At 40.3% G+C, this 24,664-nt stretch carries 10 protein-coding genes; all 10 read left to right on the top strand.

The genetic code is table 11. From position 1 onward, the window contains the following. Positions 1 to 59: 59 nt before the first annotated feature. The 10 genes from MHI40_RS20910 (at position 60) to dnaE (ending at position 24,654) form a co-directional block, all read left to right on the top strand. Positions 60 to 3,371: an RCC1 domain-containing protein gene (locus MHI40_RS20910; protein WP_340765172.1), complete on the top strand. Its 3,312-nt coding sequence runs from the start codon at positions 60 to 62 to the stop codon at positions 3,369 to 3,371. Between the two features lie 176 nt (positions 3,372 to 3,547). Next, positions 3,548 to 3,727 (top strand): hypothetical protein, encoded by a 180-nt coding sequence (locus tag MHI40_RS20905; protein ID WP_340765170.1) that lies wholly within the window; start codon positions 3,548 to 3,550, stop codon positions 3,725 to 3,727. A gap of 106 nt (positions 3,728 to 3,833) precedes the next feature. Continuing rightward, complete coding sequence (locus MHI40_RS20900; RefSeq protein WP_340765168.1) at positions 3,834 to 5,252, top strand: CHC2 zinc finger domain-containing protein; 1,419 nt, start codon at positions 3,834 to 3,836, stop codon at positions 5,250 to 5,252. Between the two features lie 130 nt (positions 5,253 to 5,382). Further along, on the top strand, positions 5,383 to 7,023 hold the full coding sequence (locus MHI40_RS20895) for an AAA family ATPase (protein WP_340765167.1): 1,641 nt from the start codon (positions 5,383 to 5,385) through the stop codon (positions 7,021 to 7,023). 60 nt (positions 7,024 to 7,083) lie between these two features. Next, positions 7,084 to 7,389, top strand: a complete 306-nt coding sequence (locus tag MHI40_RS20890; protein WP_340765165.1) for a hypothetical protein — start codon at positions 7,084 to 7,086, stop codon at positions 7,387 to 7,389. 65 nt (positions 7,390 to 7,454) lie between these two features. Beyond that, complete coding sequence (locus MHI40_RS20885; protein WP_340765163.1) at positions 7,455 to 9,647, top strand: VWA domain-containing protein; 2,193 nt, start codon at positions 7,455 to 7,457, stop codon at positions 9,645 to 9,647. 112 nt (positions 9,648 to 9,759) lie between these two features. Next, complete coding sequence (locus MHI40_RS20880; protein ID WP_340765161.1) at positions 9,760 to 14,268, top strand: ZmpA/ZmpB/ZmpC family metallo-endopeptidase-related protein; 4,509 nt, start codon at positions 9,760 to 9,762, stop codon at positions 14,266 to 14,268. 218 nt (positions 14,269 to 14,486) lie between these two features. Then, a complete protein-coding gene (locus MHI40_RS20875; protein WP_340765159.1) occupies positions 14,487 to 18,401 on the top strand; it encodes a hypothetical protein in 3,915 nt (1,304 codons plus the stop codon). A gap of 138 nt (positions 18,402 to 18,539) precedes the next feature. Continuing rightward, entirely contained in the window at positions 18,540 to 20,408 is a 1,869-nt protein-coding gene (locus tag MHI40_RS20870) for an RCC1 domain-containing protein (protein ID WP_340765157.1), read from the top strand. Positions 20,409 to 20,712: 304 nt separating this feature from the next. After that, positions 20,713 to 24,654, top strand: a complete 3,942-nt coding sequence (dnaE, locus tag MHI40_RS20865; protein WP_340765155.1) for a DNA polymerase III subunit alpha — start codon at positions 20,713 to 20,715, stop codon at positions 24,652 to 24,654. Positions 24,655 to 24,664 lie beyond the last annotated feature (10 nt).

The raw sequence follows: 24,664 nt of genomic DNA, 5'->3' as shown, positions 1-24,664 counted from the left end.
TAGGACAAAGGACATATAATAAAGGGTTCGACCAAAATAAAGGAGGAGAATATAACTAAATGAAATCAAACGCTCACAAAAAACACGAAGTGCGTAATGTTCTAAGTAGACCAACTGCTAAAGTTTTACTGGCTACATCAATTCTTTTTGCCGGGGTTCATTTACCAACCCATTCATTCGAAATTGCTACTTTATTTTCTATTCAGGAAGCACAGGCTTTAGAATTGTCGCTAAATAAGATAGAGATGGGAACTTCCCATACATTTGGGTTGTTAAACGGAAACGTATTGGCATGGGGAAATAATAGTTATGGTCAATTAGGAATAGGTTCGAAAAAGAGTCAAGAGCTACCTATCGGAGTGAATAGCCTCACCCATATTATGGACGTTTCAGCAGGAGAGTCTCATTCCATTTTTCTCAAGGAAGACGGAACTCTTATGGCATCTGGATATAACAATTCAGGGGCATTAGGAGACGGCACATTTAAGGACAGTATGGTCCCTGTTCAGGTCAAAGGGATTGCACGTGTCGATTCTGTAAAAACGGGGGCTAACCATAATGTAGCGTTGAAAACAGACAGAACTGTATGGACCTGGGGAGAAAATGGATTAGGGCAACTGGGTAACGGAACGTATCGGAATAACAATGTCCCTGCAGAAGTTGTGGGCTTAACGAATGTGATTAGAGTAGAGGCTGGAAACAGACATAATTTAGCGAAAAAAGCAGATGGAAGTCTATGGGCATGGGGAGCAAACGATTCCGGACAACTAGGTAACGGGAAAATTGATATTAAGGGATTGTCTAGCCCTATTAAAATACCTATTAACGATGTCGTAGATTTTGCTATGGGTACGAAACATTCTGTTGCTGTGAAAGCAGATGGAACCGTGTGGAGTTGGGGTGCGAACGGAAAAGGAGAATTAGGCTTGGGAAATAACAACAAAACGAATCTATCGTCTACTCCTATGAAAGTTCCTGGACTTACAGATATCATAAAAGTAGTTGCTGGAAAAGAACACACTTTGGCTTTAAAGAAAGACGGTACTGTTTGGGCGTGGGGTGCTAACGATAGGGGACAGATTGGAAATGGAACGACTAAAGTTCAACAAACACCCATCAAAGTCTCTGGTCTCTCTGATATTATTTCCATCCAAGCTAGTGTGAATGGGCAAAATTCATTCGCAGTGAATAAAACAAAAAATGTTTATGTGTGGGGTTTTAACGGATTGATTAATGGAACAAATACACAGCTTTTGAGTCCAATGAAACTCGATGGGATTAAGGAAATCGGTGAAGAAGTAAATGAGTTAGAAAAGAAATTGCAAGCGGCCAAAAAAGCGGTTGGTCATGCAGAAACAGAAATCACGCAAGTAAGTGTAAATGATGCAAGAAATTTAGTTGATGAGATTCCAAACAGCACGAATAAAAACGAATTAAGTGAACGTCTGAATGTCGTTCAAGAGAAAATAGACGAAAAAAATGTATTGGCTGAGTTGCTAAAAAACGCAATTAAAGCGGTAGAAAAAGCGGAAGATTCTGAGCATCAATTGGATGTGACAAATGCTTGGCCTTTGGTTTTATCTCTCCCGTCTGGAATAGACAAAACCAACCTAACAGTGAAACTAAACGCCGTGCAAAAACTGATTGAACAAGATCAAATGCTTAGCAACGCTATTAAATCTGTAGAAAATGCCGAAAAGACTTTGCTTCAAGAAGATGTTGACGCATCTCGTTCGCTAGTGAACCGTTTGGAAGATGGTTTGGATAAAGAAAGATTAAATAATCGTCTAGATTTGATTCAGGCGAAAATCAATAAAGCAATAGAGACCGAGAAGTTTTCGAAAGCAAAAGAAGCGGTAGAAAAAGCAGAAAGAACCAAGCTCAACGCAGATGCAAAAATTGCTAGAGTATTAGTAAATGAATTAAATGAAAGCGATTCGCAAAAGAACTTTAGTAGTAGGCTTGATGCAGTTGAGTACGCGAACAGTGACGAAGCGAGACTTAAAAATGCACAAAAAGCAGTATTAGATTTGACAGATAACTCGACCAAGGGAGAGTTAGATACGGCAATTTCGTTTATATCTCAGTTGCCTGATAGTCTTATAAAAGTAGAATTATTTGAGCGTGTAACTGCCATCACGCAAAAGCAAAAAGCCATAGCCGCGGTTAACGCAGCAACAGAATTACAAACGAATTACAATATTGTCCTTGCTGAAAAAGCAATTATTCTTTTGCCTGATGGCTCCATAAAAGAGAACATGCAAAAACAGTTAGAATTTCTGAAGCTCTCTTTGGATGCTGAGATCAAAGTAGGAAATGCTGAAAGGACGAAAAGGGAGGCGTATATTTTAGATGCTTTAGAAAGCGTAAGCAAACTCCCAACTAGCGAGGAGAAAAATAAGTTAGAACTGCGTATTCAAACAATTCAAGAAGCATTAAGTAAGGAAATACAAGCATCACTTCTCCTAGAAGTACAAAAAAGCATGGGGCTTGCACAACAATATAAAAGGGATCCATACATTAAAAAGGCACAAGAAATGGTAGCGAGTTTACAAGATAGCTTAGAAAAAACGGCTTTTCTATTAAGACTACAAGAAATAGTAGATAATTATCCAGATAAATCAGAGGAACCTAAAGAAAATCCGGCTCTTTTAAAAGCTGCGGAGACTCAAGTCGGTTTCGCGGAACGATATCAAAGAGAGCCGTATTTGACTCGGGCCCAAGAAGCCATTAATAGCCTTTCGGTTAATGAATCGAAATCATCTCTTCAAGATAGATTAAATCTCTTGTTAAATGAGGCAAGTGAGAAAATAGAAGCTGAAAAAAGACAAAAAGCAATAGAGGCCATCACGAAAGCAGAAAAAGCGAGCGATCTAAGTCTTATTGAAGAAGCACGTGGATTAGTAAATGAAATAAAAGACGCGGTAGAGAAAACAATACTGCTAGAACATATAGAAGCCATAGAAGTAACAGAATCCATGCGATTTGCGTATGAGCTGAAGCGGAAAATTGAAACAGTGAATGAAGCAAGCGTAAAGCAAAAACTGCAAGATGCCTATGAAGCAGTTGGTGTGGCAAAAGAGCGTCAAAGTGCGACGTATATGAATAGAGCGATGACAAGCATCGGGTTAGTTACCCCATATAGCTCTACGCATGGTGCTCTTATTGCGATGCTTTCGACATATTTCGACAACATGCAAGAAGAAGTAGAAGTACAGAAATTTGTCGGAGCAGCCGATAAAGCAGTCCAACTGTCTGAGAAATACCAACGGGCAACGTACTATATAAAAGCACAAGCTGCAATAGATGTTTTACCTGAAGGGAAATCAAAAAAGGACCTACAAGTTAGGCTCGATGTAGTTATGAACTAAACAAGACGCGAACCACTTCTAAGAAGTGGTTCTTTTTTGTTCAAACGATTTCCTTAGTTGCTTCTTGTTTTAAAAGGAAAAGAGGACTGTAGATTGGACATGGTTCGACCTTATAATCGATTGGCATTTCTATATTTGAATATGATAGAGCAAATGGTGAAGGAGGAAGATAGGGAATGACGAGAGAAGAAATGATTAATCGGAAACTTCGTAAAGCAAATATGTATTTGCGTCAGTCTCAAGAAATAAGGAATCGTTACGCAAAAAACGATTTAATTAGGCATGCCTACTTACTTATCGAACAGGCAAAGGAGATGCAACAGACTTTATGCAAAAAGGAGAGAGCCTTGAAATGAGGACTCCTTCTTTTTTTGTAAAAGCAGTGACTTGTGCATATAACGAAAAGAGACAATGTAAAAAGGAGATCCATTTTGGGATCATTGTTAAAAAGGAGGGTTTGTCATGAAACGAAATGAATTTTTTGACGCCATTAAAGAACAGGTAAAGAATATTTCTATCTCAACTATCATAGGTTCAAGGTTGGAACTTCAAGCAAATGGTCGTAATCATTTGGCTTTATGTCCATTTCACGACGATAAGAATATTGGTTCGTTTGTAATAACAGAAAGTAGAGGGAGTTATAAATGTTTTGCTTGTGATGCTGGAGGAGACGGAATTACCTTCATTATGGATTACAATGGGATCGAGTTTAAAGATGCCGTATTCACTATCGCACTAGAATTCGATATCATCACAGCAGAGGATTACAAACGGTATTATGCAGAAAAGTCTATTGATGAGTTGTCAGGACTACAAGTTAGAAAAAAATACAATAATCCACTTAAGAAAAAGACCTTCTACCCATTAGCCGAGGCTGCTGTACTAGACCGGGTTTACAGATTATTTATGAATGAGTGCGGATTGTCTATTGGTCACAAGGAATATTTGACAAACGAACGAAAAATGTCCGATGAACAAATCCAAAGAGGTATGTACTTTACGATGCCAACAATGAAGTTCATGAATCATTTTGTTGGATTGGTTGAAGTTGCATTTGGTACACAAGAAATCCTAAAAGGCATACCGGGATTCTACTGGTCTCACAAAACGGAAAAGTGGGAAATGCGGATATCAAAAGGGTTGGGCATTAGTATCCAAAATGCTTTTGGTCAAATCGTAGGAATTCAAGTGAGAACGGACCGCGTGACAAAAGCTGGTCGGTATCACTGGTTTACATCATCGTTTGCAGAAGACGACGACGCACTGGAATTTGGTGTTTCTCCGGGTTCTCCCGCAGATGTGGTAATTCCACTTGTTGTTAGGAACCGAACAGTCATTATCACCGAGGGTCGCTTTAAAGCAGAAATTCTAGCAGAAAAAACTGGTAGTGTGGTTATTTCTTTACAAGGGGTTGCCTCTTGGAAGGGAGTAGCAGATGAGCTAGAAGCACTTGCTAAAAATAAGCATTTGATGGAGGCATATCCAGAAGGATTCATGGTGTATTCCGTGATGACCGCATATGATGCAGATACTTCTTCGAATGTCTCGGTATTCAAACATTTGAAGAATATGACGGATACTTTAATCGATAAGCGTTATCCTGTTTATTATTTGAACTGGCCGCACTCTCTTTCTAAAGGGATTGATGACCTAATTAGAACAGGTCGTATGGCGGAAGTGAAAAGATATGATAAAGAAGTATGGGACAACATGTATGAAACCATGATAGAGGATTTGGAAAAGGAAGACGAACTCCCTATTATGAAAATACCTAAAAGTGTGATTGGTATGAGTTTCACAAAACGTATTAAACAGATTGCCTTTTTAAATGCAGGGGAAATAAGCAAGATGCACAAGTTATTGCTAGAGGGGGAGGACTAATTCCTTCCTCTTTTTTTGTATTTTCCTAACGATTTAGGTAGGCATGAATCCGGACCTTTCCCCATAGAATAGACTGCATTCAAAAGTTAGGAGCAGATTTATTCTGCATATAAAAAGGAGGAAGTTAATTATGAGTAAAGGTCTTAAAATGTCTGGTGTATCTATCGCAATGTATAAACAAGCAATGTCAAAGGTGATTGTAGGAGATGAGGTATTGCTACGAAAGGATCCCACAAATGAATACGATAAATTTGCTATTAAGATGCTGAATAAAGACACATTGGAAGAGCTGGGTTACATCAGCTCCCCTAAAACGGTTCGTGAAGATAAAGGATGTGTCGATAATACCGTAGTATTCAGCCTTATGAAAAACGACGAGACGATAGTAAGGGTCTCCGAAAAATTTGTCGATCGTATGCCTCGAGGTGGTCAAATAACTGTGGTTGTTTTAGAGCAGGTCGTAAAGGCTGAAAAACCTTCTCAGGCACAAGAGTTGATTATCCAAATTGGCGGAACCAAAACGCAGTTCCCAGTTCGTTTTGGGATGATAGACGAAATTCGTGGCGGTAGGAACTTCACCTTTAAGCTAGTTATTGAAAATGAAAAAGTAGTTGCTTATATGGGTGACGATCGAATCGGCTACGCGATGGATAAGTCTACAAAAGATTACAACGATGTAGACGATATCAAAGCAGCGATTGAAGAAATGGATGGGGAACTAACAGCTTTAACCTTTAAAGTGGATCGCACAACTGTGATTTGTAAGGCAAGCGTGGACATGACATTAATAGAGCAAAAGAAAGCGGAAAAACAAGGGAAAAAGATGATGGAAAACCTCATAACGGATGGCATTTTGTCCAAAGAAGAGATAGAGGATCGCGTGACTACGCTTCAGGGATATGGAGTAACACCAAAACAACAGCTAGCACTATTTGCAAGCATGGTGAAATACGCTGATCCAGATGTTGCCATGAGAATTCCACCAAAACCTTCAGTAATGTATCAAGACAGCACGGGCATTGTGAAAAAATCCGTGGCGTATATCAATATGAAGCGTAATCTTCTTTTGGAAGGAGAGCGTGGAGTAGGGAAAAACGTATTGACGGAAACAATTGCTTGGTTATTTGCTCGACCACTTTATGAGTTTTCGTTGAACTCGGGTCATGATAATAATAGTTTGCTAGGTGGCAAAACAATTGAAACGTTACCGGACGGCACTACAAAGATGGGATTCTCTAAAGAGTCGGTTGTAGATGCGGCAGAAAATGGTGGGTTCATCGTATTTGATGAATTCAATACCGCAATTTCTAGTTCTATGTCTATCTTTAACTCCCTTTTAGATGATCGTCGTCGAATTCAAGTACCGGGATACCAATTAGTAGAAGCTCACGAGAATTTCGTGGCAATTGCGACACAAAACCGCAACTACCAAGGTACGTTTGATAATAACGAAGCGACAATTGACCGTTTTGTTCCAATTATCTTCCCAGAATTGAAAGGTATTTCGAACGTCATCATAAACAAAGTAAAAGAGGTTAAATCCGATACCTTGAACGTGATGGAAAAAGTGTTCGAATCCTTGCAGAAACTGGTGAGGGATGGAGAAGTGAATGAGAAGGCTATGACTATTCGAGGATTCATCGATGCTGCTCTTGCTGTCAATATGGACATCGAGTTAAAAGATGCCCTGACTGACAATATCGTTAACCGTATGGGAGACGAGGACGAGCGACTGCTTGTTCAAAGCATGATTGATGATATTACAGGTTGATTAAGAGGGCGAGCCCCTCTTTTTCTATCTAATTAACTAATTAATAGGAGGAATGTCCAAATGGCACATTTAAATCATGAACAACAACAAGTAGTAATAGAGGCACTAGAGAGGTTCATCGAAGCTAATCCGGAATCGGAAATCAGTCGAAAACTAATCAAACTGGATGTGATTGAGAGTACGAAAAAGAGTGCTCATACGGAGAACGCCAGAGAAAGTATTATTGAGAAGTTTATGGAAGATAACGAGAACGAAGAGCCGAGTGAGGAATTTGTGGAAGAAGCTTTGTCTTTCTACCTACGTCATGAAGATGATTCGGAGTTATTAAGTGAATCGTTAGATGTTGCAAAAACGCACAGAAAGTAAACGGTAATAAACTGGCTGAACGGAGGGGGGATCCCTCTGTTCCATTTAAAAAGGAGGAAAAGAAGATGAAAAAGGATATGCCGAAATTAAAACAACGGGTCGAACGATTGGTGGAACGTAAGAACTTCAAGCGAATTATGGAAGGTTTTGTTTCCTACATGATTCCAGCTCGTTCGGACGTAATTAGCATTTTGACAGTAGGTGGCGGTTCTTATACGGATGGAAAGAAAGTAGTGGTTGGGATTCCGGAATGGGTATGGGATTTGAGTCCTGAGGAAATATTCCTTGTGATGCGTGCCCTATCTATTCATGAGTGTCAACACGTAAACTCTTCTAGTTTTACTGGCTATGTGGCCTATCAAGAGAAAATGAAAAACTACTTCCTCCAAAAGTATCCCAAACTACGTAGCAATTACGTTGTGACTGCCTCTCAGTATGTAGGGAATGGCACAGAAGACGGGCGTATCGAGCGAATTGCTGCAAATAAACGACCAGGAACACTGATGCCGATTAAATTCTTCCGAGGGATCTGGTGGAAACATCAGCCAATGTCGGGAGATAGCGAATATGGAGATTTCTTGTTTGCTATAGTGACACTATCTACGATGGGGATATTACCAAAAGAATGGGAAACCCACTGGAAAGGTACGCGTGCAGAGAAAGAAATTGACGCAATTCGTCCCTTAATCAAAAAAGCAGTATTGGCTAGAACAAGTGCCCTTCACTTAAAAGTTTGTGAAGAAATCATGCTGGCTATTGAGCCATATCTAGTGATACTGATGGAAGAAAGACAAGAAGCTGATCAACAGTTCGCGGACATGATGAAGGATGTAATGCAAGACTTTACATCATCTTCGGAGACCGAGGAAAATACGGGTTCTCGTTCTACGCATTATGACGACATCGAAAAAGAAGATGAGCAAGAAGAATCAGAAGATGCTGGTCAAGGAGAATCGGGAGAAGATCAAGAAGGTGAAGAGGGAGAAAAAGGCAATGAGAAAGGCTCTGGTTCGGAAGAGAACGATGATTCTGAAGAAGGAGAAGATGAGAAGGAGAAATCGGGTAAAGGATCGTCTGATTCGAAAAATAATGACGAAAAGTCTGATGAAGAATCTTCTGGGTCTGAAACAACTGGTCAAGGAGATGAAAAGGAAGGAGAATCTGATAAGGACGAAGAAGACAGCAAAGATGGAACTAGTTCTGATAAGAACAAAGAGGAAGAAAAAGAAGGAAATACAAATTCTGACGAGCATTCAAAGAAGGACGCCGAGGCCAAGATCCAAGAAGAAATGGAGAAAGAATCGGATAAATTATTCCAAGATGCTAATCGTCGAATGGAGAAGGCAGCTCGCGAAGCCAAGTTGGAGAAAAAGCAGAGCAACGAGTATCCATTAACGGACCAAGAAATAAAAGAGGTCGTACACAAAGCTATCATGGGTGACAGTAATGTCCAAGGACATCGAAATGAGAAAATGACTTACCGGAATAAGATGAAGCTTACAGGCGTGCTGTTGAAGGAAGCAAAGAAATTACGACGAGATGTGGAAACAATCTTAAAGAATAAAAAATCGTATAATCTTTACAACCAAAGACGAGGCGTAGTAGATGCTAACTCTATCTGGAAAGTCGGCATAAAAGAAACGGACGTGTTCATGAAGAGGGGCCATGAGGATCAAACCGATTACGTGGGGTATCTTTTATGGGATGGTTCGGGTTCGATGACAGAACGTCTAGGCAATTCGAAATCTAAGTATATGTCATCTGGTGAAGCTATTGCAGTGGCAGAGGAAGCATTGCGGGGACTAATTCCTTTCAAGATATTGCAATTCTGCTCCAATAACTGGAGTACCCTGCATCGCCAGATTAAAGATTTTGATGAATCATCGAACTTTAATCACGCATTAACACATTTATCTGAATGCAGTCCAAAGGGTGGAAATCGTGATGGATTAGCTATTCGAGTGGCAACCGCTGAGCTGATGAAAAGACCTGAAAAAGAGCGTCTTTTGATTATCTTCTCAGATGGGATGCCAACGGTATATGCAAGCGACAGCGTAGCGAAGAAAGACGTTAACAACGCTGTTAAAGAAGCTAGGAAGCTAGGTATTCGCGTTATTTCGGTTTTCTTTGGAAGTGAACACATGCGAAAACAGTTAGCACCTAATTTTAAAGAGATGTATCAACGAAATATCATCTTCACGGATGACCAATCCTTGACACGTCACTTGTCACGCACAATCAAACAAACAATCAAGTAACTAAGACACCCTTTGGGGTGTCTTTTTAGCTTTTTGAAAGCTTGTTGTGTAGTGAAAAATATCCAAATACATACAATGAACAGATACGAAAAAACAGAGAGGGGAATAAATAATGAAAAAAGAGAAAAGAGAAAAACAGAAAGAAGCACGTAATGTACTATCGAGTTCATTAGTGAGATTCACGCTAGCAGCTTCTTTACTATTATCGGGTGTTACAGGCGTTATCGGGCCGTTGTCTTCGAGCAATGGAATAGTAGGGGTGTTTTATGACACAACCCATGCAGAAGCAACGGGCATATTTGCTGGTGGAACGGGGACTGTGGAGGATCCGTATTTAATAGAAAACTCTTCTCAACTGTCGTTTATGGGAAATTTTAAAACGAGTTATTTTAAGCTTAATAAAGATATTTCTTTAGCTGAGATAAATTGGATGCCTATTCCCTTGTTTGAAGGTGTATTGGATGGCAACAATTATACGATCAGCGATTTCAAATATTCAGGTACTAGTGGTGCGTTGTTTAGCATTTTGAAAAACGCTAGTGTCAAAAACTTGAATATAGAAAATGTTCAAAATAGCTCTACAGGGAGTGCCTCCGCATTGTCTATCACAGCCTTTGAATCGAATTTCGACAATATTACTGCGGAAGGAACTATCAAAGGGAATTCGGTTGGTGGGCTTATACAGACCATGACTAATTCTGTTGCTACTAATATTTCCGTAGACTTGTCTCTGGAATCTAAAGGTCTATCAGGAGGAATAGTAGGATCTGCATCCAAGAGTACACTTAAAAACATTTATTCATCTGGAAGCATTAAGCATAATTCTTCTGCCCATGTTGGAGGCTTAATAGGGTATGCTAGCAGTAATACTCAGGTAGAAAATGGCATTAGTAAAATGTATATGGATATAAGTAATAGTGCATATTCAGGGGGATTATTCGGAAGTTTTTCAGGTAATGCAAAAAATCTGTATGCTTTCAATGAGTTTAGTAAAGCAAATGTACTTGTTAATGAAAAAGCTATTGGAGTATTAGTTAACCCAAGTAACATTTCTAATATATATGCTCCAAGTAATAGCTTTGTGACTAGTAGTTTTAAATATATTACTCATTTCTTTACTCCTTCTTCGGAAATTTTAGATATGCAAAGGGATTATGGAGTTTTGTTAACTGGTTCTGACTGGGAGATTAAAAAAGGTCTTAATTATCCTATCCCATCTAACTTAACTTCTAACTTTGAAGTAGCTCCTTTGCAATTGGATAATTCGGAAAACCTTTCAAACGAAAAGGGTGTTACGGTCAACCTAATTAAAAACCGAGGTGACCTAGAGAATATAAAATACAACTTGTCAGGGAATTATGTCTTACAAAATGACATCGATTTAACTGGTGAACAGTGGATGCCAATAGGAAAAGGTCTTGCAAATCCTGTTTTTAACGGCAAATTAAGTGGAAATGGTTTTACTATCAATGGCTTGACAATTAGAGACAACACAAGATATGTCGGATTCTTCGCTGAAACGAACGGGGCTAATATAGAAAATATTAACTTTACTAATGTTGACGTTCAGGGAACGCATTCCCTAGGAAGTATAGCTGGGCAACTCAGAAATTCAAATCTGAGCAAAATGTCGGTAAAAGGAATTGTTAAAGGTACTTATCAAGTGGGAGGAATAGCTGGAAGTGTTACTGGTTCAACACTAAAGGAAGTTTATACAAACTTGAATGTGTCGGGTACTGTCAACTCCTCTGTAAGTAACGGAAATGCTGATGTAGGCGGGTTCTTTGGTCATTTTGGCATAGGGAAATTAACGATAGAAAACAGTTATTTGAAAGGTTCTGTTAGTGCTCTAGGGCCAAACGTTGGTGGGATCATAGGATATTTGAATGGACCCCCAGTTATGAATATTAAAAATGTATATGTAGCCAATGGAATAAGTTCAAATGCATCATCAAATGTAGGTGGAGCATTTGGCGAAGTAAAAACAACTGGCTCAACTTACAACTCAAAAAATCTAGTAATTGAGAATTTATTTATGTCAAATCCTTATCTTAAAGACAACAGCAGCTCTACTTCTAGTCGTCATTATGCATTTGCAGGATTTAGTAATTTTACTAATAATGGCGTTATTGCTTCACAAGGCATTCGCTTCTATAAAAATTCGATATTCAATCCAGAACCCACCGGGCATTTAGCTGGAGTGACGCAATCCATACAGGAAGAGCAAACATTGCAAAGAAATACGTATTTATTAAAAAATTGGAGTTTTGGCGTATTTGGAGATGAAGCTGTTTGGGGTATCGATGAAGGACAGACCTATCCTTATTTACTCTTTAATCCAGAGAAATCTATGTACAACCAAGAAACAGGGAAATGGGAAGAGGTTGAATTAAATGATGAATTATCATTGGCTACCGAATCCGTTGAAAAAGCAGAGAGTTCTAAACTTCAAGCTGACGTTGACGCTTCTCGATTACTAGTGAGTGCTGTCTCAAATGATTTAGAGAAAACAAGTCTGATTGAACGACTGGACGCCGTGCAAACAGCAATCGACGGTTCTAATGCGACCTATGAAGAAATGATGGTGGAACTTGCGGACATGAAAACGTACCTACTAATTGAAGAAGGAACACGTGAAGATGTCCTTGCAATGAGAGACGTACTAAAGATCATCTTGGATGATTCATTAACCCTGTTGAATACAACGCACCGTACCAATGTCGGGAATTATATACAGGACATACTAGATATCATTGATTTACTGGAAATGATTTGGGATAAAATAGCAAATGGAGAACTCGCAGGTCTGGATGAACTCGTTTCACAACTACCAGATTCAGCTCTTAAAGATAACACTGAACAGGAGGTCGAAGAAGCAAAAGGAACGGGCCCAGACCCTCAAACAGACTTAGATATTGCAACTGCTTCCGTTATGAAAGCAGAAAGCACGAAACTGCCGGCAGACGTAGAGGCATCTCGTTCACTAGTGAACAACTTATCTGAAAGTATAGATAAGGAAAACCTGAAGAATCGTTTAGATGCAGTGCAAGTAACGATTGATGAGGCCGCAGCTCTTGCTGAACAAATTGAGATAGCAACTACTGTTGTTGTCAAAGCAGAGAGATCTAAGCTCCAAGTAGATATTGATGCTGCCCGTACTTTGGTAACGGCATTGCCTAACGGAACCGTCAAAACAGAATTATCGAACCGATTAGATGGAATTAATTCAGAGGAAAATTCGGACAAGTTATTGGAAGATGCTAAACAAGCAGTGGATGCTCTTGAAAACAACTCAACGAAAGAGCAGATTGCAGAAGCAAAGGAATTAGTCATAAAATTACCGAATAGCCCAGAAAAAAATGCACTTCTAGACAAAATTACAGAGATTGAGCTTATTCAAAAGGCTTACGTTGACGTATCAAATGCAGAGAAACTTCCGACGAGTTACAATATCTCGATCGCAGAGAAGTCCATTCAAAAATTGGCGGAAGACTCTATTAAAGGAGAGCTTTCTGACCGAATGAAGGAACTGAAGCTCACAATAGAAGCAGAAAATAAAGTGAAATCAGCAGAATCGACCAAGCGTGAACCGTATATCACGAACGCAATGGTTAGTGTAAATAAATTGAAGGCCGGTCCAAAGAAAACGGAACTTGCGGCACGGATTAAAGTCATCCAAGACAGTCTAGCGGGTGAAGAACAAGCAGCATTGTTAGTCGAGGCGATTAACCAAGTCTATATGGCGGAGCAACAAAAACGTGAACCGTATATAGCAAACGCAATAGCTACAGTTGCAAAACTGCAAGATGGACCCGATAAAGTTGCTCTAGAAAAAAGGCTCCAAAGGATTAAAGACGCTGCTCCTGTAGAACCAGAAGCACCTGCGGTAGACCTAGCTCTTCTCAAATCTGCGGAGACCCAAGTTTCTTACGCAGAACGATACAAGCGTGACCCGTACCTAACGCGTGCACAGGAAGCTATCAACAAACTGACTAATGGGTATGAGAAAGCTGGGCTGCAAACTCGGCTAGATGCACTACTTGTTGAGGAGAACGACAAACTCGAAGCTGAAAAACTGCAAGCAGTAACTGTATTGGTAACGAAAGCGGAGACAGCAGGTGACCTGTTTGTCATCGAAGAAGCTCGTTCTCTAGTGAACGGACTAGCAAATAGTGAAGCCAAAACAGAACTTACGAAACGCTTAGATGCTATTGAAGTGACAGAAGCTATGCAGTTTTCTTTCGACCTCAAGGGAGAAATTGATGTAGTGACAGACGCTGTAATTAAAGGGAAGCTACTCGCAGCTTACGATGCTGTAAAGCTTGCGAAAGAACGTCAAAGCTCCACATATATGGCCAAAGCGATAGCTAGTATAGACACTCTTAGTCTGTACGAGGCGACTCATGGGGAAATGATTGAAAAAATAGCAACTTACTTTGGGAATGTGCAAGAGGAAATTGAAACACAGAAACTAATCGCAGCAGCTGATAATGCAGTTACTCTAGCAGAGAGATACAAACGTGCACCGTACTTCACGAAGGCCCAATCAGCTATTAATGTGTTGATTGATGGGAAAGTAAAAGCGGACTTACAGGCACGTCTAGATGAAGCAATGAAATAAATAAATGAACAGACCACTCCGAATAATGGGGTGGTCTTTACTTTGGTGGTACTAAATTTACTCATGAATCGTCCCTACCGTTAATGATAAAGCCAAGTCTAGTCTAGACTATTCATCCCACACTTAAAGCCATCTATTTTCTAGCACAAATATCTAAAATACTCTATACAAATACTGCATAGAATGAAAAGTACTTAAAATTTAAGGGGGATATTAGAGTGGAAAAGAGAAACGAAAGAGAAAAGATGTCTTATAACGTACTAAGCAATCGCATAGCGAAAACGACATTGGTAGCGGCTTTGCTGTTCACCGGATTTACCTCAGCTAATTCTATTGGAAGTCCGAATAACGGAATCGCTGAAAAAATAACTGGGTTCAGTTATGCATCAGCTGCAACTGCAGAAAGCGAAAAGAAAGCTGATTTAAACTTAGCTTTTTACGGATCTCTAAGTTATGGAACACATGAAAGAGGTTTTCAATTTGAACGAGTTGAAGGAGCTACAAGTTATGACCTGTACCTAGAAGGTACCTTAAAAAGCAATATAGCAGCAACCATCCAACCTATTCAGTATTTTACAGGGGATTTTTCCCTGAAGGATGAATTACAAGTAAAAGTAGTTGCAAAAGATGCAAAAGGAACTACCATTGCCTATGATGAAAAAAAAGTTACAACGAGAAAGAACTATTTAAACTTTCCTATAGTGAAGAGCACGAGCGAACTTGATTTGGCGTACGAATCCTCTCAATCTAGTATAACTTATAAATATAATGCTTTGCCGCAAGCAGAGATTGATGAGGTCAATAGGTATATTGATGAGAATCCAGATGTGTATGTCTACCGTGTTTACAAATTTGTGCAAGGGGCAAATTGGGAAGGTATGATTGTCCAAAGCCTCTCCGAGATGATTGTAATCTCAGACAAACCGGTTTCTCTTATCAATGAAAGCTATCATCCTTATATGGATCAGTTTTATAATTCCAATTACTCGTTCATACGCTTTGCTAATGATGCCAGCATCAAAAAAATCAATATGGCTGATGTTTCAGAAACCGAACACATTATAGGACGTTTCGCTTTAGATAGATACAATCATTTTGAGATGTCAGCACCTGCAAAAGAAGTAAATGCTATTGCTTTGAGCACTCCAATAGCTACTTTATCAACAGAAAAGGAAACAATTGAAAACATTTTAGTGGATGCTACATTTGATGAAAGAGCCCACCGCAATCTTTACAGATTTAATGGTGGCGAATGGATGAACTACGAAGGTAGTGTTACTGTTACGCAGAATGGACTAATTGAATTTAAATCCATAAGCAATATCGGAAAAGAAAGTGTTGTTTTCTCAAAAGAAATAAAAAATAAATTAGATGAGAAAACGATGGGAGAAAAAGAAATAGGGGAACTAACTGCTGGAGACAAGATATTCTTTTCGGATAGAGAATGGACGGTTCTAGATCCTGAAACAGGATTGTTAGCGGGCAGTGAAGAAACAATTCCTGTTCCTTTCAATCAGTCCTTTAACTATCTGAACAGCGACTACTTAAACACATTTTCTGACGCTGAAAAAGAACTGATGCTAGACAAGGATTGGTATAGCTACGACTTTATGAACTACAGAGACTATCTAACCGGTACTTTCAAGATGGGATTCATTAACAAAACAGAAGCGGATAAATATTTCAACTTGATAAAAGGGGATGGATTAACCTACTGGCTGAATTCGTCTGCTACGATATTCCCTTCTGGAGGTGCGAGACAAGTAACTTATACAGTTAATGCCGGCTCAGAAATGGCGTATGTAGAAGACGCCTATAATCCTAGACCCATTAAGCCTTTTGTCTATTTGTCGACAAGTCAAAAAATAAAAGACGGAAAAGTAATGGTTTCGGAGACCCCACAAAATATAGAGCAAATCCTTCAAGCTGTTGAATTGGCTGAAAACTCAAAGCTCCAAGCAGATTTGGATTCAGCTCGCGTGCTGGTCGATGAAATGCCAACAGGGGAAACAAAAGTGGACCTAACAAACCGACTGGATAAGCTACAAGAAGCAATTGACGCTTCTGAAGCTGCATACCAAGAAATGAAGGAAGAGCTTGCAGACATGAAGGCATATCTACTTACGGGAGAAGGTTCCAAGTCCGACGTGCTAGCGATGAAGGAAGCATTGGAAGACATCTCGACAGATGCAACATTGTTGCTAAACAAAGCACATCAGGATGACATCGTTCGCTATGTGAAGGATGTGCAAGACATCATCGGACTGCTTGAAGTGATCTGGAACAAGATTGCTAGTGGCGAAATAGTAGGATTGGAGGAATTGGTTTCGCAACTGCCAGAATCAGAACTGAAAGACAATACTCAAGAGCTAGTTGCCGAGGCTAAAGAATCTGCGGAAGCAATAGCACTGGCAGAACAAATTGCAATAGCAACAAAGTCTGTTGTAAAAGCAGAAGTGTCTACGGTCCAAGCAGATGTTACAGCAGCACTCACACTTGTGAATGTATTACCTTCTGGAGTAGAGAAAACTAGCCTCACAGATCGTTTACATGTCGTACAAAAAGTAATAGACGATGCGAAATTGGTAGCGGACCAAATCGCCAAAGCAACGGCATCCGTAAGGAAAGCAGAAGGTTCGAAAGTGCAAGCTGACATAGACGCCGCTCGTTTGTTAGTAGAGGCATTGCCTGAAGTTTCCGAGAAAACTAATCTTACACAACGATTAAATACTATCGTTATTACGCCAGAAGGTGCGGAACTGTTAAAAGAAGCACAAGAGGCTGTCGATAAGTTAAACGTTCTTTCGACAAAAGAACAAATTGCGACAGCAAAAGGACTCGTGGCTAAGTTAGCAAACAGTTCTACGAAAACGGAACTAAATGACCGTATTGCTGAAATTGAATTAATACAGAAAGCTACTAATGCTGTTGGCCAGGCTGAAAAAATGCAAACGAACTACAACATCACTTTAGCAGAAAAAGCGATTAATCAACTACCAGACGGACAGCTTAAAACAGAACTGGCGGAACGAATTCAACAACTCAAGCTGACTCTAGAAGCTGAAAGTAAAGTGAAGTCTGCTGAGTTGACTAAACGTGACCCGTATATAACGGATGCTACGGAAAGCATTAACAAACTAAATGATTCGCCAAAGAAAACGGAGCTTACTAACCGTATGAAAGTCATCCAAGATGCACTTGCTGGTGAAACAGAGGCAACACTCCTAGAAGAAGCTACGGCACACGTGGTTCTAGCAGAACAACATAAACGAGATCCGTACCTAACAAGTGCGAAAGACCTCGTATCAAAACTAATAGATGGAACAGACAAAACAGCTTTAGAAGCACGTTTGAAAGCGATACAAGATGCTGCTCCTGTAGTACCAGAAGCACCAGAGGTGGACCCAGCTCTTCTAAAAGCTGCGGAGACACAAGTTTCTTACGCAGAACGCTACAAGCGTGACCCGTACCTAACACGTGCACAAGAGGCAGTCGACAAGCTTCCTGTAAGTGAAGTGAAAACAGCAATGCAAGAAAGATTAAATGTCCTTACAAACGAAGCGAGTGATCAAGTCGAAGCAAATAAGCTAAAAACGGCAACCGATGCTGTTGCGAAAGCAGAATCGACAAGTGACCTGTTTGTTATGAAGGAAGCTCGTTCTCTTGTAAACGGACTGAACGACGGCAAAGCGAAACAATCACTAGTCGAGCGTTTAGACGCAATCGAAGTGACTGAAGCGATGCAGTTCGCTTACGATTTAAAAGTGGAAATCGACGCTATCCCCGATGTGACAATCAAGAAAGCACTTCAAGAAGCTTACACAGCAGTTGGAGTGGCAAAAGACCGCCAAACCTCGACGTATATAACGAAAGCTTCTAAAGCTATTGAGGCTCTAAGCAAATATGAAGATACGCACAGCAAGGTAATCGAGAAGCTATCGACATTCTTCACAGACATGCAGAAAGAACTCGAAATTCAAAAACTGGTAGCAGCAGCTGATAATGCAGTAGCTCTAGCGGAGAAATACCAACGTGCAGCGTACTTCGCGAAGGCACAATCGGCTATCGACGGCTTACCTGATGGAAAACCGAAAGTGGACATGCAGGCACGTTTGGACGTAGTAATAAAGTAATTAAATGATTAGGCCACTCCTTCTTTGGGAGTGGTTTTTGTCATTTCGAAGATTGCTTAAAGGTTTGGTTTTAATCGAATCAACTAGTTCTATTTGCATATGATGAAAAGCTAAACAAAACACTGGAGGATTGAAAGAATGAAGAATGAAACAAACAAGCAATATAACGCACTTAATGAATTATCTAAGTCTTTGTTAAAATCAACATTAGCAGCATCTTTGTTGTTATCAGGGTTTGCAGGGGTAATAGGTACGTCACTTGTGAATTCGGAATTGTCGATTATGCAGGTTGCGGAAGCTGAGGGTTTCGCAAAGGATTTGAACACAATATCAGCAGGAGAATTCCATTCCCTCGCAATTTCCCAAGACGGGAGCGTTTATGCGTGGGGATATAATAAAAGTGGACAGTTGGGTGATGGAACGTTAACGGACAGAAAAACACCAACGAAAGTAAACGGTCTGGTGAATGTGGTGGCGGTGGAGGCTGGAGAGGCTTACTCCTTCGCATTGACCTCAGATGGAAGCCTCTATGCGTGGGGACAGAATGTATATGGACAGCTGGGTGATGGGACGACAGGAAACAAAACCACGCCTACGAAAATAAACGGTTTGTCGAATGTGGTGACTGTTGTGCCTGGATGGTCACACTCGTTAGCACTCACATCCGATGGGAGCGTCTATGCGTGGGGACAGAATGCATATGGACAGCTGGGTGATGGGACGACAGGAAACAAAACCACGCCTACGAAAATAAACGGCTTGTCTAATGTAGTGGCAGTAGCGGGAAGTCAGACTCACTCGCTAGCACTCACCTCCGATGGGAGCGTCTATGCTTGGGGATATAACGCACAAGGGCAGCTTGGGGACGGGACGACCACGCAGAAAATCAGGCCAACGAGAATAAACGGTCTGCATAATGTAGTGGCTGTGAAGGCTGGAAGAGAACACTCGCTAGCACTTTCCTCTGATGGTAGTGTCTATGCTTGGGGACGTAATAATTATGGACAGTTGGGCGAAGGAACGACTACACAAAGGAATACGCCAACGATAATAAATAGCTTGTCTAATGTGTTAGCGGTTGAGGCAGGAACTTTACACTCCCTCGCAATTGCCTCGGATGGAAGCGTCTATGCGTGGGGAGATAATTCAAGAAGACAGCTGGGCGATGGAACGACTACACAAAAAAAAACGCCAACTAAAATTAATGGCCTGTCTGAAGTGGTGTCGGTGGAAGGTGGGTATGGTCATTCCCTAGCAATCACATCCGACGGAAGTGTCTATGCTTGGGGACAAAATGGAAATGGGCAAATAGGGGACGGGACGACAACAAATAAAACTACGCCAACTTTATTGGTGGATATTAAAGTGGGGATAGGTACTGACACTGCACTAGAAGAGCAAATCACCACAGCAACCGCTTCCGTAGAAATCGCAGAAGGCTCTAAGTTGCAAGCAGACATAGATGCTTCTCGAACTTTAGTAGAGGCATTACTTAACGGATTGGAGAAAACAACTCTCCTAGAGCGACTAGATGCTATCGTAGTATCTCCAGAAGGTACGGAGCTTCTTCAAGCACAAGATGCTGTCGACAAGCTGAATGACGAGTCAACAAAAGAGCAAATTGCCATAGCAAAAGAGCTCGTTGTTAAATTACCAAATAGCTCCACTAAAACTGAGCTAAATGACCGAATCTTTAGCATTGAGTTGAATCAAAAAGCTAAAAACGCAGTAGCTCATGCAGAAAAAATGCAAACGAACTACAACATTACTTTAGCAGAAAAAGCCGTTAATCAGCTATCAGACGGCCCGCTCAAAACAGAACTGAGTGAACGAATTCAACAACTAAAACTGACTCTAGATGCTGAAAGTAAAGTAAAATCGGCAGAACTGACGAAACGTGAACCGTACATCACGGAGGCTATGGATAGCATAGCCAAGCTAAAAGATTCTCCAAAGAAAACCGAACTTGCGAATCGTATTAAAGTCATCCAAGATCCAACCGTCTGAGAAATACCTACGTGATATGTACTTCGAGAAAGCACAAACTGCTATCGACGGCTTACCTGATGGGAAAGCGAAAGTGGACTTACAGGCACGTTTGGACGTAGCAATGAACTAAATAAACGATGAGACTACTCCTTCGGGCGTGGTCTTTTTGTTTTATCGAATCTTTTCCCTCTTTTTTGAATAAGATACTTCAGATGGAAAACAAAGTAGAGCCAATGAGAGCTTATTGTTCAGAAGGGAACTTCATTCTATTGGGGTGTTCGGCATATGATAGTCCGAACTATTAAAAAGGAGGATGTTAAAAATGTGTAAAGAAAAAGCAAAACACGTAGTAACTTTACCAGTTGCTCTAGAACCAAAAACATTTGTCATCGCAACGTTCAATAAAAATGCAGATACCTTAACAATTACGGATCGTACGTCAGGAGAAGTTTTCTTGGTATGTGAATCCAAAGGGTATGAAAATGCTTTTAGTGTTCGAGAAGTGATGTTAGGGGTTGTACTTTCTAATACTGGAAAAGAATCAGAGGTCATGATTCTAGAAACTGCAGATATGGAAGAACAACATGTAGTAACGGTTTCTAATTTGAACTTACCAAAAGGGTCATTTGTAGACGTAACGTTAAGCGGAGAACTATTAACGTTTTCACTAAAGGAAGAAACGTTAGCGATTACAAGTGCTGCACCAGCTATTGGAGCTTTTGGACGTCGGAAAAAATTAAAAGCAGTCGTGTTGAAGAATGTAGAGGAGTTTGCAGTGGTTTTAGTGTTGCGTTTTGTGGATCCACACAGACACTCAGGATACTCTTTTCTAGACGGTTCTAACAGTATTGATGCTCTAGTTCGTAAGACGGAATACGCAGGAGCTTTAACAGACCATAGAGGTATGTACGGATCATTAGCATACTACAATGCGATGCGAAAAGCGGGAAAACTACCGATTATTGGATTTGAAGCATACGCGGAAAATATCCAAGGGTCAAAACAAGGAAATCACTTGTTATTATTAGCTAAAAACGAAACAGGATATAAAAACTTAACGAAGCTGACGAGTCTAGCATTTGAAAACTTCCACAAGTATCCGCATGTTTCCTATGAAATGCTTTCAGAATACTCGGAAGGCGTTATGTCTACAACTACATGCCTTGGTTCAGAAGTGAACAAGCTTCTAGCTGACCGAAAATTTGAAGAAGCTCGCTATGTGGTAAAACAAATGGTGAAAATATTTGGAAAAGAAGATTATTATGTCGAAATTCAGCGACATGGAGCAGAAGAAGAATTAATTGTTAATCCTCAACTGCAACAGATCGCCAAAGAATTTGATTTAAAACTAGTAGCTTCTACGGATGCTCATTACGAAAATGCTGAAGATCGTCCTTCACAAGAAGTATTAATGTGTATAGGAACAAAAAAACTAATGAGTGATGAAAGCCGTATTAAGTTTCCAGGTGGAGGATACCACATTCATACAGCAGATGAGATTGAAGAGTTATTCTCGGATATTCCAGAAGCACTCGACAATACATTTGAGATCATGGAAAAATGTGCAGATTTCAAGATACAAACTGGTAAGAACTTTTTACCTGCTTTTGAATTCCCAGCACCTTTTAAGTCGGAAATCGAGTACCTTCGTCATCTGACAAAAGTAGGATATAAAGAGCGATTTGATGGAAAACCAGAAGAAACTAACCCTGTTTATACAGAGCGTCTTGCTTACGAGTTAGATGTTTTAGAAGGGATGGGCTTCCCAGGGTATTTTCTAATCGTGAATGACTTCATCGTGTGGGCTAAAAACAAAGGGATATTGGTTGGTCCAGGACGAGGAAGTGCTGCAGGTAGCCTTGTGGCTTACTGTTTACACATAACGGATCTTGACCCGATACCATACGGATTACTTTTCGAGCGTTTCTTGAACCCAGACCGTATTTCTATGCCGGATATAGACATCGATTTTCCAGATGGCCGTCGTGAAGAGGTACTTGCTTATGTTCGTAATAAGTACGGGGAACATGCAGTATCGAAAATTATCACTTTCCAAACTCTGGCAGCTCGTTCTTCCGTGAAGGATGTAGCTAGAGTACTAGAATTCCCGTTAGATGTTGTAAACAAGGCAGTTAAATTGATTCCAGTTAGACCGGATATCACGTTGAAAGAAGCATTAGAGGAGTCTCCTGAATTTAGAGATGTCGTAAATGGAAATCCTGCTTTGAAAAATGTGGTGGAAACAGCACAGCGTATCGAAGGCTTACCGCGTAACCCATCGGTTCATGCATGTGGATTAATTATTGCTCCTGGAGAGGTTTCTGATTATGCTCCAACGAGTTTAATGATGAACAAGAAAATTAAAATGAAGGAAGCTACTTGCCAATATACAATGGGTGAAGTAGAAGAAATCGGCTTGCTGAAAATGGATTTCTTGGGACTTCGTACGATGACGGTAATTGCAAGTGCAACAGAATTAGTCAATGAAAAACGTGCATTAGAAGGACTTCCACCGATGCATTACTTGGATATTCCTCTAGGGGATCCAAAAGTGTACCAAAATATCTCGCAAGGAGATGCGTATGGTGTGTTCCAGTTGGAATCACCAGGTATGCGTGCATTTATGAAGGAACTGTTTGCAGACGCATCTGATTTTAAAGAGAATGACATTGAGTTGTTTGAACGTCTGGTTGCAGGAGTTTCCCTCTATAGACCCGGCCCAATGGATTACATTCCAGAATACTTGGATAGTATGCGTAACCCATTAAAAGTACGTTATGATCATCCTCTACTAGAAGGGCCATTGAAAGGAACATACGGCGTTATCGTGTTCCAGGAACAAACAATGCAAATTGTTCGCTCTTTAGCAGGGTTCACAAAAGGTGAGGCAGACAATGTGCGTAAGGCGTTTGCTAAAAAGAAAAAAGAAATGATTGAACCTCTTGGAAAGAAATTCGTGGCTGGTTGTATCGCGAATAATATTTCTACAGAAATTGCAGAAAAAATTTGGAGCAAGATGGTGAAGTTCGGTTCGTATGCCTTCAATAAATCGCATGCGGCAGTTTACTCAATGCTATCGAATGCAACTGCTTGGTTCAAAACATATCATCCAGAGGAATTTATGGCCGCAACGCTAAACAGTTTCCTTGGAAAGTACAACAAATTAAAATTGTACCTGTCGATCATTTCACGCATGAATATTGAAATATTGCCACCAGATATTAACCGTTCTGAAGCAATATTTACAGTAGAAGATAAGAAAATTAGATTCGGACTAATGGGTTTAAAAGGTCTTGGTCAGTCAGCTGGACAAATATTGGAAGAACGCAAAGAGCGTGGTGAATTCTGTGATATGCAGGATGTGATTGAACGTATGGTCGTGAACCAAAAGATGGGCAAGTCAACAATGAAGAGCCTTATCCAAGCTGGTGCTCTGGATTCAATGGAAGGAACTCGCCGAGCGAAGATAGATATACTGGAAGCGATGTTCAAACATGCAGATAAGATGAAAAAAATAAGCTTAAACAAAGAACAAATGAGTATGTTTGACTTAATGAATCAAGATGAGGTAAAGCAAATGCGTCATATCATCCCGGTTCCAAATTTACCAGAAATGATGAAAAATATCATGATCACTCTAGAGAAAGAAGTAGCGGGATTCTATATCACTGCTCATCCGCTTGACGATTATATCGACGTACTTAATAAAGAAGGGGTATATGATATAGGATTCCTGTTTGATGAATCAGAGGATGAAGATGGTTATGCGACTGGAGGGACATCTGATTACGAAGGACAAGTGGTGAAAATTGCTGGTGTTGTAGAATCAGTAGAAACATTTTATGCGAAAAAGTCAGGGAAACCGATCAAGAAAATCCTTATTGAAGACCGTTCAGGAGAATTTAGCTGTGTGGCTTTCGAGGAAACAATCAAGCAAAATGCTGATATGTTCGTAGAGGGTCGTGTATTGATGGTTCAGGGAGTCGTGAAAGTAGACGATTTCGGAGCTTCTCTTACAATTCGTTCGATGGTAGACATTTCTGAGATGGACCGTGGAACTAAATCGGTCGGTGTGGAACTTGTCACAGAAGATAAGGGTCAAGCTAGAAATTTTTTAGAGTATGTAAAAGCAAATCCGGGAGACATTGACACATTCGTTGTCATGGGAGGACAAACTTATCGTTTGCCAGCATCACTTGATGCAGGTATGCAAAAGGGTCTGTTCGACATCTACGGCGAAAGAATAAGATTAAGACATGCATAAGACAGGCTTC

This window comes from Psychrobacillus sp. FSL H8-0510, from assembly GCF_038008345.1.
Lineage (GTDB): Bacteria > Bacillota > Bacilli > Bacillales_A > Planococcaceae > Psychrobacillus > Psychrobacillus psychrotolerans.
The sequence above is the reverse complement of the archived record's forward strand: the minus strand, read 5'-3'. Positions and strand labels throughout refer to the sequence as shown.